The organism is Halopseudomonas sp., from assembly GCF_041579695.1.
GTDB lineage: Bacteria > Pseudomonadota > Gammaproteobacteria > Pseudomonadales > Pseudomonadaceae > Halopseudomonas.
In genome coordinates this window covers 1-6764 of record NZ_JBFGFI010000113.1, presented here as the reverse complement: position 1 = coordinate 6764, position 6764 = coordinate 1, and the positions used below count along the sequence as shown (strand labels likewise).

Sequence of the window (6764 nt, the reverse complement as noted above, 5' to 3'; positions counted from 1 at the left end):
TGGTTTGTGAGCGGCGTGCGCGCTCTGGCCCCGTCATTCCCGCGTTCGCGAGGATGACGTTTGCGGGCAGGTTGGGGTGAGTTGGCGAGTATGAGGTTTGCGGGGAAATTGGTGTGAGTTGGCGGGGGCTGCGGAGCTGGGTCTGCTGACTCCGTGCGAACCCACCACCCCGTCATTCCCGCGAACGCGGGAATCCATTTTGACCTTGGTGCAGATACCCCTTTTACAATGCCTGCTTGATCAGGTCCGCCAAAACCCGCGAGCCCTCGGCAGTGGGATGGATCCCGTCGTTGAGCAGGTAGCGTGCTTCATTACCGTTGAAGGTCTGGCGAACGTCGATGAAGGTGATACCCAGGCCGGCATAGCTGGCGGCTTTGAGGTTCATGCTGTAGTTGTTGATTTCACGCAGTTCAGCTGCGTTGCCGGTGCCGTTGTAGTATCCGAGGAAGATGATTTTCTCGATGCCGTCAGCGCGCATCTGCTGGGCCAGTTGGGATATGCGGTCTTCCAGGTCTTCGAGCAGGGGCATGCAGCGGGTCAGGGAGGGGGCACAGCTGTTGAGCTTCATGTCATTGCCGCCGATCATCTGGCAACCGGAGCGTCCGACTGGGCGCGAAGGGGGGTTGTTGTGGGCCTCTGCGGCGGGGCTGTCGCGGAGGCCGGGAGTCTTTAGCGGCGGGCTTTCTTCAGCGTTTCGGCAATCATGAATGCCAGCTCCAGCGACTGATCAGCGTTCAGTCTCGGGTCGCAGTGGGTGTGGTAGCGATCAGACAGGCCGGCTTCGGTGACCGGTGTAGCGCCGCCGATGCATTCGGTGACGTTCTGGCCGGTCATTTCGATGTGGATGCCGCCGGCCCAGGTGCCTTCAGCCTTGTGAACGGCGAAGAACTGCTCCACTTCGGCGAGGATCGCGGCGAAGTCGCGGGTCTTGTAGCCGCTCGACGCTTTGATAGTGTTGCCGTGCATCGGGTCGGAGCTCCACAGCACCTGTTTGCCTTCGCGTTCGATGGCACGAACCAGGGCGGGCATGTGGGCTTCTACCTTGTCGGCGCCCATTCTCACGATCAGATTCAGGCGGCCGGGGTCGTTCTCCGGGTTCAGCGTGTCGATCAGGCGCAGCAGTTCGTCCGGGTCGGTGGTGGGACCGGTCTTGACGCCGATCGGGTTGTTGATGCCGCGCATGAATTCGACGTGGGCGCCGCCGAGTTGGCGGGTGCGGTCACCGATCCATAGCATGTGCGCGGAGCAGTCGTACCATTCGCCGGTGAGGCTGTCGCGGCGGGTGAAGGCCTGTTCGTAGTTCAGTAGCAACGCTTCGTGGGCGGTGAAGAACGCCGTTTCACGCAGTTGTGCGCTGTGTTCGAGGTTGAAGCCGCAGGCGCGCATGAAGCCGAGGCTTTCGTCGATACGTTCTGCCAGATGTTCGAAGCGTTCGCTGTTGGCGGAGCTGGCGATGAAATCCAGGTTCCATTGGTGCACCTTGTCCAGGCTGGCGAAACCGCCCTGGGCGAAGGCGCGCAGCAGGTTCAGCGTGGCGGTGGACTGGTGATAGGCCATCAGCAGGCGCTGTGGATCCGGCGCGCGGCCGGCGGATTCAAAACCGATGCTGTTGATGATGTCGCCACGGTAGGCGGGCAGGGTGACATCGCCCTGGACTTCATCATCGGCAGAGCGTGGCTTGGCGAATTGACCGGCCATGCGGCCGACCTTGACCACCGGGCAGCTGGCGGCGAAGGTCATGACCACGGCCATCTGTAGCAGCACCTTGAAGGTGTCGCGGATCTTCGGTGCGGAAAATTCGGCGAAGCTTTCGGCGCAGTCGCCACCCTGCAACAGGAACGCGCGACCTTGGGTGACCTCGGCAAACTGCTTGCGCAACTCCCGCGCCTCGCCGGCGAACACAAGCGGCGGATAGCCAGCCAGGGTCTGTTCGACCTGGGCCAGGGCGTTGGCGTCGGCATAGTTGGGCTGCTGGATGATGGGCTTGCTGCGCCAGCTGTCGGGGGTCCAGTTTGCGGTCATGGGGTCTCTGCTATGGTGGATCGGGTGTAAGTATCGTCCTGCGATGGTAACCTGAGACATGCCAATCAGACACCCTATACCTTCGATCGAGCAGCTTTATCGACGCTTTCGCGCTCTGTTCACTGCCGCCCCGGGAGCACGTGCCATGTCTCGCCTTGATCCCCTTGAAGACGTTCCGCCGGAGCAGATACTGGAAGAGATCCGCGATGATTTCGGTACCCTGCGGGTAACCGAGGCGGGCGCCTACCGCTTCCTGTATTTCGGGGAGCAGACAGAGCAGAGCTGCACCTTCACCCCGGATCCAGCCTGGCTGGAGTATGACTACACGCGGGCGATGCTGCTGGCGCTGTTCTGGCAGCCTCGGCCGCAGAAGGTCACTTTGCTGGGTCTGGGCGGCGGCAGTCTGGCCAATTGCGTGCTGACGCATTTCGCGCCCGGCCAGGTCACTGCGGTGGAGTTGCGGCCGGCGGTGGTGGATGCCGGTTTTCGCTGGCTGGGCCTGAGCCAGGATTCGCGCCTGAATATCAAGATTGGCTGCGCCGAGCAGTACATCAACGAGTCTCCCGCGAGTTGCGATCTGCTGTTTGTTGACCTGTATCTGGAAGGCGGAATTTCCCGACTGCAATTGCAGGCCGAGTTTTTCGCGCGCTGTCACCAGGCGCTGCGTCCGGGCGGGTTGCTGGTGATCAACCAATGGCAGCTGGGCGAGAGCGGCCAGCCCTATGCCGGTCGGATGCTGCAGCAGCTGTTCGGCGATGCCTACCTGCAGGTGCCGGTGGAAGAGGGCAATATCCTGCTGTTGGTGCCGGAGTCGGGCCAGCTGTTTCTCGAGAAGCTGGCTTTGCGAGCCTGGGCTGACGATTTGGAGCCGCAGCTTGGGTATTCGCTGCGGCCCTATATCGAGGCGTTGCGGCGGGCCTCGGACGGTCCGGCCTTCGGTTGACCTGCGTCAGCTGCCCGTTGCCACGGGCCTGTCCGGGTCGGTAATCCAGTGGCTCCAGGAGCCGGCGTATAGCCGCGGTTCGGGCAAGCCGGCCTCTACCGCAGCGAGAATCGTGTGGCAGGCAGTGACGCCCGAGCCGCAGTAACTGATCAGTTCGGTATCCGCTTTTGCCCAGGGCTCGAAACGCTTGCGCAGCTGTTCGCCGGTCAGCCAGGAGCCGTCGCCACCGACGTTGGCAGCACATGGCAAGTTCGCGGCGCCGGGGATGTGGCCGGCAACCGGGTCCATCGGTTCGGTTTCCCCGCTGAACCGTGCTGGCGCGCGGGCGTCCAGCAGTTGCAGGGAGGGGGCCGCCAGCCGACGCTGGATTTCGTCGGCATCGATCAGCTTGCTGTTGTCCGGTCTGGCGACAAAATCGCCTTCGTCGAGTGGCCGCGGTGTTTCCTGCGTGGTGGGCAGCTCGGCCTCCAGCCAGGACCTGAAACCCCCATCCAGGACTTTCACCTTCTCGTGACCCAGCCAGCGCAGCAGCCACCAGAGTCTGGCCGCAAACAGCCCGGGGCCATCATCGTAAACGACAACCAGGGTGTCCTGGCTGACTCCGGCGCGGCGTAGCAGGGCCGCGAACTGCTCCGGGTCGGGCAGGGGATGGCGTCCGGTCTGGCCGGGGATGACCGGCGAGGACAGATCGTCGTCAAGATGCAGGTAGCGCGCGCCGGGGATATGCGCCGCGTTGAATTCGCTGCGACCGCGGGCCGGCTGCTCGAGGTAGAAACGCACATCAATGATGCGTATGCCGGATTCATCCAGCCGACGGGCGAGGCTGTGCACATCGATAAACTGGGTCATGGCGGTGCTCCGGAAAAGGACTGTTTACAAGCTACAAGCAGGACGGGGTAAGCTACAAGCGGCAAATTGTCACCCATAACAACAAACAGGAGCTTTCATGTCCGGCCCTCTCGCTTCGCTGAAGATTCTCGATTTCTCTACCCTGCTGCCTGGTCCCTTTGCCTCGTTGCTGCTGGCCGATATGGGCGCGCAGGTGCTGCGGGTGGAGTCCCCCGGTCGGGTCGATCTGACTCGCGCATTGCCACCCCACGTCGATGGTACGTCCGCCAGTCATGCCTGGCTCAATCGCAACAAGGATTCCATCGGGCTCAATCTCAAGGCGCCCGAGGCGCTGGAGGTGGTGCGCCGGCTGATAATGGAATACGACATCGTAATCGAGCAGTTTCGCCCCGGAGTGATGGACAAGCTGGGCGTCGGCTATGCCGCGTTGAAGGAGATCAACCCACGGCTGATCTACGTTTCGGTCACCGGCTACGGCCAGACCGGGCCCTATCGCGACCGCGCCGGGCACGACATCAACTATCTGGCGTTGTCCGGCCTGGCCAGCTACACCGGCCGGCGCGAGAGTGGGCCGGTGCCGCCGGGGATGCAGGTGGCGGATGTGGCCGGCGGCTCGATGCATGCGGTGACCGGCTTGCTCGCCGCGGTGATCCACCGGCAGCAGACGGGTGAAGGACAGCAGGTGGATATAAGCATGACCGACTGTGTGTTCAGCTTGAACGCGATGGCCGGTGCGGCCTGTCTGGCGGCAGGGCAGGAACCGGGACTGGAGTCGACGGTGCTGAATGGCGGCAGCTTCTATGATTACTACCAGACCAGCGATGGTCGCTGGATGGCGGTGGGCAGTCTGGAACCGCAGTTCATGCAGCAGCTGTGCGAGGTGCTGGGTTGTCCGGAGCTCGTGGCCAAGGGGCTGTCGCCGCTGCCGCAGGACCGCGAGCTGGTCAAGCAGACGCTGGGTGACGCCTTTGCGAAGGAAGATTTTGCCCATTGGCAGGCACGCTTTGCGGCGATCGATGCCTGTGTGGAGCCGGTGCTGAGCCTGTCAGAAGCCGTCGGACATCCGCAGTTGCGGGCACGTGGCGTGGTGCAGCAGGTGCCCCTGCCCGATGGCGAGCGAACCCAGAGCCAGATCGCCTGCCCGATCGTGTTCGGTTGTGGTGTGGACGCGCCGCGGCATATCGGCAAGCAGCCCGGCGAGGATACGATGCGGGTTCTGCGCGGGCTGGATCTGAGCGTGGAGGAGATTGAAGGCTTGCGCGCAGCCGGGGCTCTGGGGTGATGCGACGGGCGGTCCTGCAGTGACGCCGCCATTGGCCGATACAGAGGTCAACTGGAGGTGTACCCAATGAGCCAAACCAATTCGATTACCCCTGGCGGTGTACGTCAGAGTTCGTCCGCGCAGGCATCCGCCACACGTCAGGTGGATGGGCAGAAGACGCTGGCCAACCGTCTTGCCGAGCAGATGGGCCTGAAGCCGGGCAGTCTGGCCGCCAAGGCCGATGATTTTTCGCCGGGCAAGGTGGCAGAACGCGTGCTTGGTTTCATTGGTGGACGGCTGGAAAGTGCCAGGGCGGCCGGCGAAGACACCGGCAAGCTGCAGAAAATGTACGACCAGGCGGCCAAAGGGGTGGAGAAGGGCTTCGATGAGGCGCGCAAGATTCTCGACGGTATGGGTGTGCTCAAGGGCAAGGTGGCAGCCGACATCGACGAGACCTGGCAGCGGATCCAGACCGGCATGGGCAGCATAGCCGAACGACTTCTACCCGGCGCGAGACAGGACTCGAGGGGAGAAGGTGTCTCGCTCTCGGCCAGTGCCAGCCGGTTTTCTGCCCAGGCCCAGACCTTTGAGCTGGAAGTGACCACCCGCGACGGCGACCGGTTGCGTATCAGCATCGCTCAGGCCTCAGCCAGCCGCGCTGACAGTCAGGTGACCGCTATCGGTGGTCAGCAGGGCAGCCAGGTCACGCTGGACCGGCAGAGCAGCCAGTTGCAGGTAGGTGCCTGGCAGGTAGAGGTGCAGGGCGATCTGGATGACGCCGAGCGCGAATCACTGCAGGATCTGCTAGGCCAGGTACAGGGTCTGGCTGGCGATTTCTACGCCGGAGACCGGCAGGGCGCGTTCGACCGGGCGCTGGCACTGAAGATGGACGGCAGCCAGCTCGCCTCGATGGCGCTCAATCTCACCCAGACCAGCGTGCGCCAGGTAAGTGAAACCTATGGCCGGGTATCGGGCGAGGGCGCGCCGGCGAGTGCCGCAAACAGCGATCTGCGCGAATATGCATTGGGGTTGGTTGAGGCGCTCCGCGCCGCCAGCGAACTCGCAGAGCCTGGCAACACGATGCTGCGCGACCTGCTGGATGGTGGTTTTGCGATTGACGAGCGCTTTGACCAGGAGCGTCTGGAGAAGGCGATGGATCTGAACCAGCGCTTGCTGGAAGGTCTGCAGGCGCTGAATCCGAAGAGTCCGGAAGAATAGCTATTGAATGCCCTGGCGGCCGGTGAAATGCAGCATGTCGCCGCAGAGCCGGCACTGGTAGCGCCGGCCGCGCTTGACCAACGCATGGCGTTGGGGCGTGAAGGGTACATGGGCGGGGCAGCCGCAGCGGTACAGATAGCGGGTGCCGCGGCGACGCTGCACCGGGTAGTCGTGGCATCGGGTGGCGGGGAGCTGGAACAGATCGGTCATGACCGCCCGCCATTCCGGGCCGTGGGGGCGGATCCGCGGGCCAAAAACCTCATGGGCGATCAGGTGAGCAACCTCATGGGGTACCGTCTGTAGCAAAAAGTCCTCGCTGTGGTCACGGTACATATGGGCGTTGAAGCGCAGCAGGTTGCGCCCGAGGTAGGCAACACCGGCTTTCTGTCCGCGCAGGTCGAGATCCACCCGCGGGCGCTCGAACCTGCGTTCGAAGCGCTCCTCCGCCAGTCGGTAACATTCCTCGAGACG

At 63.4% G+C, this 6764-nt stretch carries 7 protein-coding genes; 3 read left to right on the top strand and 4 right to left on the bottom strand.

Annotated features, from left to right (window positions below):
- Window positions 1-223 precede the first annotated feature (223 nt).
- Both ABYA88_RS14705 and ABYA88_RS14700 read right to left on the bottom strand, forming a co-directional pair.
- Window positions 224-586: an SGNH/GDSL hydrolase family protein gene (locus ABYA88_RS14705; protein ID WP_373188146.1), complete on the bottom strand. Its 363-nt coding sequence runs from the start codon at window positions 584-586 to the stop codon at window positions 224-226.
- A gap of 83 nt (window positions 587-669) precedes the next feature.
- Window positions 670-2022: a class II 3-deoxy-7-phosphoheptulonate synthase gene (locus ABYA88_RS14700; RefSeq protein ID WP_373188145.1), complete on the bottom strand. Its 1353-nt coding sequence runs from the start codon at window positions 2020-2022 to the stop codon at window positions 670-672.
- Between the two features lie 145 nt (window positions 2023-2167).
- On the opposite strand from ABYA88_RS14700, the gene ABYA88_RS14695 reads away from it, so the two are divergent.
- Window positions 2168-2965 carry a spermidine synthase gene (locus ABYA88_RS14695; protein ID WP_373188144.1) on the top strand — a complete coding sequence of 266 codons (798 nt, stop codon included), beginning with the start codon at window positions 2168-2170 and terminating at the stop codon, window positions 2963-2965.
- Between the two features lie 6 nt (window positions 2966-2971).
- Here the strand turns inward: ABYA88_RS14695 and ABYA88_RS14690 are convergent, their stop codons facing one another.
- Window positions 2972-3814, bottom strand: a complete 843-nt coding sequence (locus tag ABYA88_RS14690) for a sulfurtransferase (RefSeq protein ID WP_373188143.1) — start codon at window positions 3812-3814, stop codon at window positions 2972-2974.
- Window positions 3815-3911: 97 nt separating this feature from the next.
- Here ABYA88_RS14690 and ABYA88_RS14685 point away from each other — a divergent pair, with 97 nt between their 5' ends.
- The gene (locus ABYA88_RS14685; protein ID WP_373188142.1) at window positions 3912-5096 is read left to right on the top strand and encodes a CaiB/BaiF CoA transferase family protein; all 1185 of its coding nucleotides are present in this window, start codon (window positions 3912-3914) and stop codon (window positions 5094-5096) included.
- A 57-nt stretch (window positions 5097-5153) separates the two neighbouring features.
- On the top strand, window positions 5154-6293 hold the full coding sequence (locus ABYA88_RS14680; RefSeq protein ID WP_373188141.1) for a DUF5610 domain-containing protein: 1140 nt from the start codon (window positions 5154-5156) through the stop codon (window positions 6291-6293).
- On the opposite strand, the gene ABYA88_RS14675 is transcribed toward ABYA88_RS14680, so the two are convergent.
- Window positions 6294-6764, bottom strand: a 471-nt coding sequence (locus ABYA88_RS14675; protein ID WP_373188140.1) for a SprT family zinc-dependent metalloprotease, incomplete at its 5' end; no start/stop codon positions are given.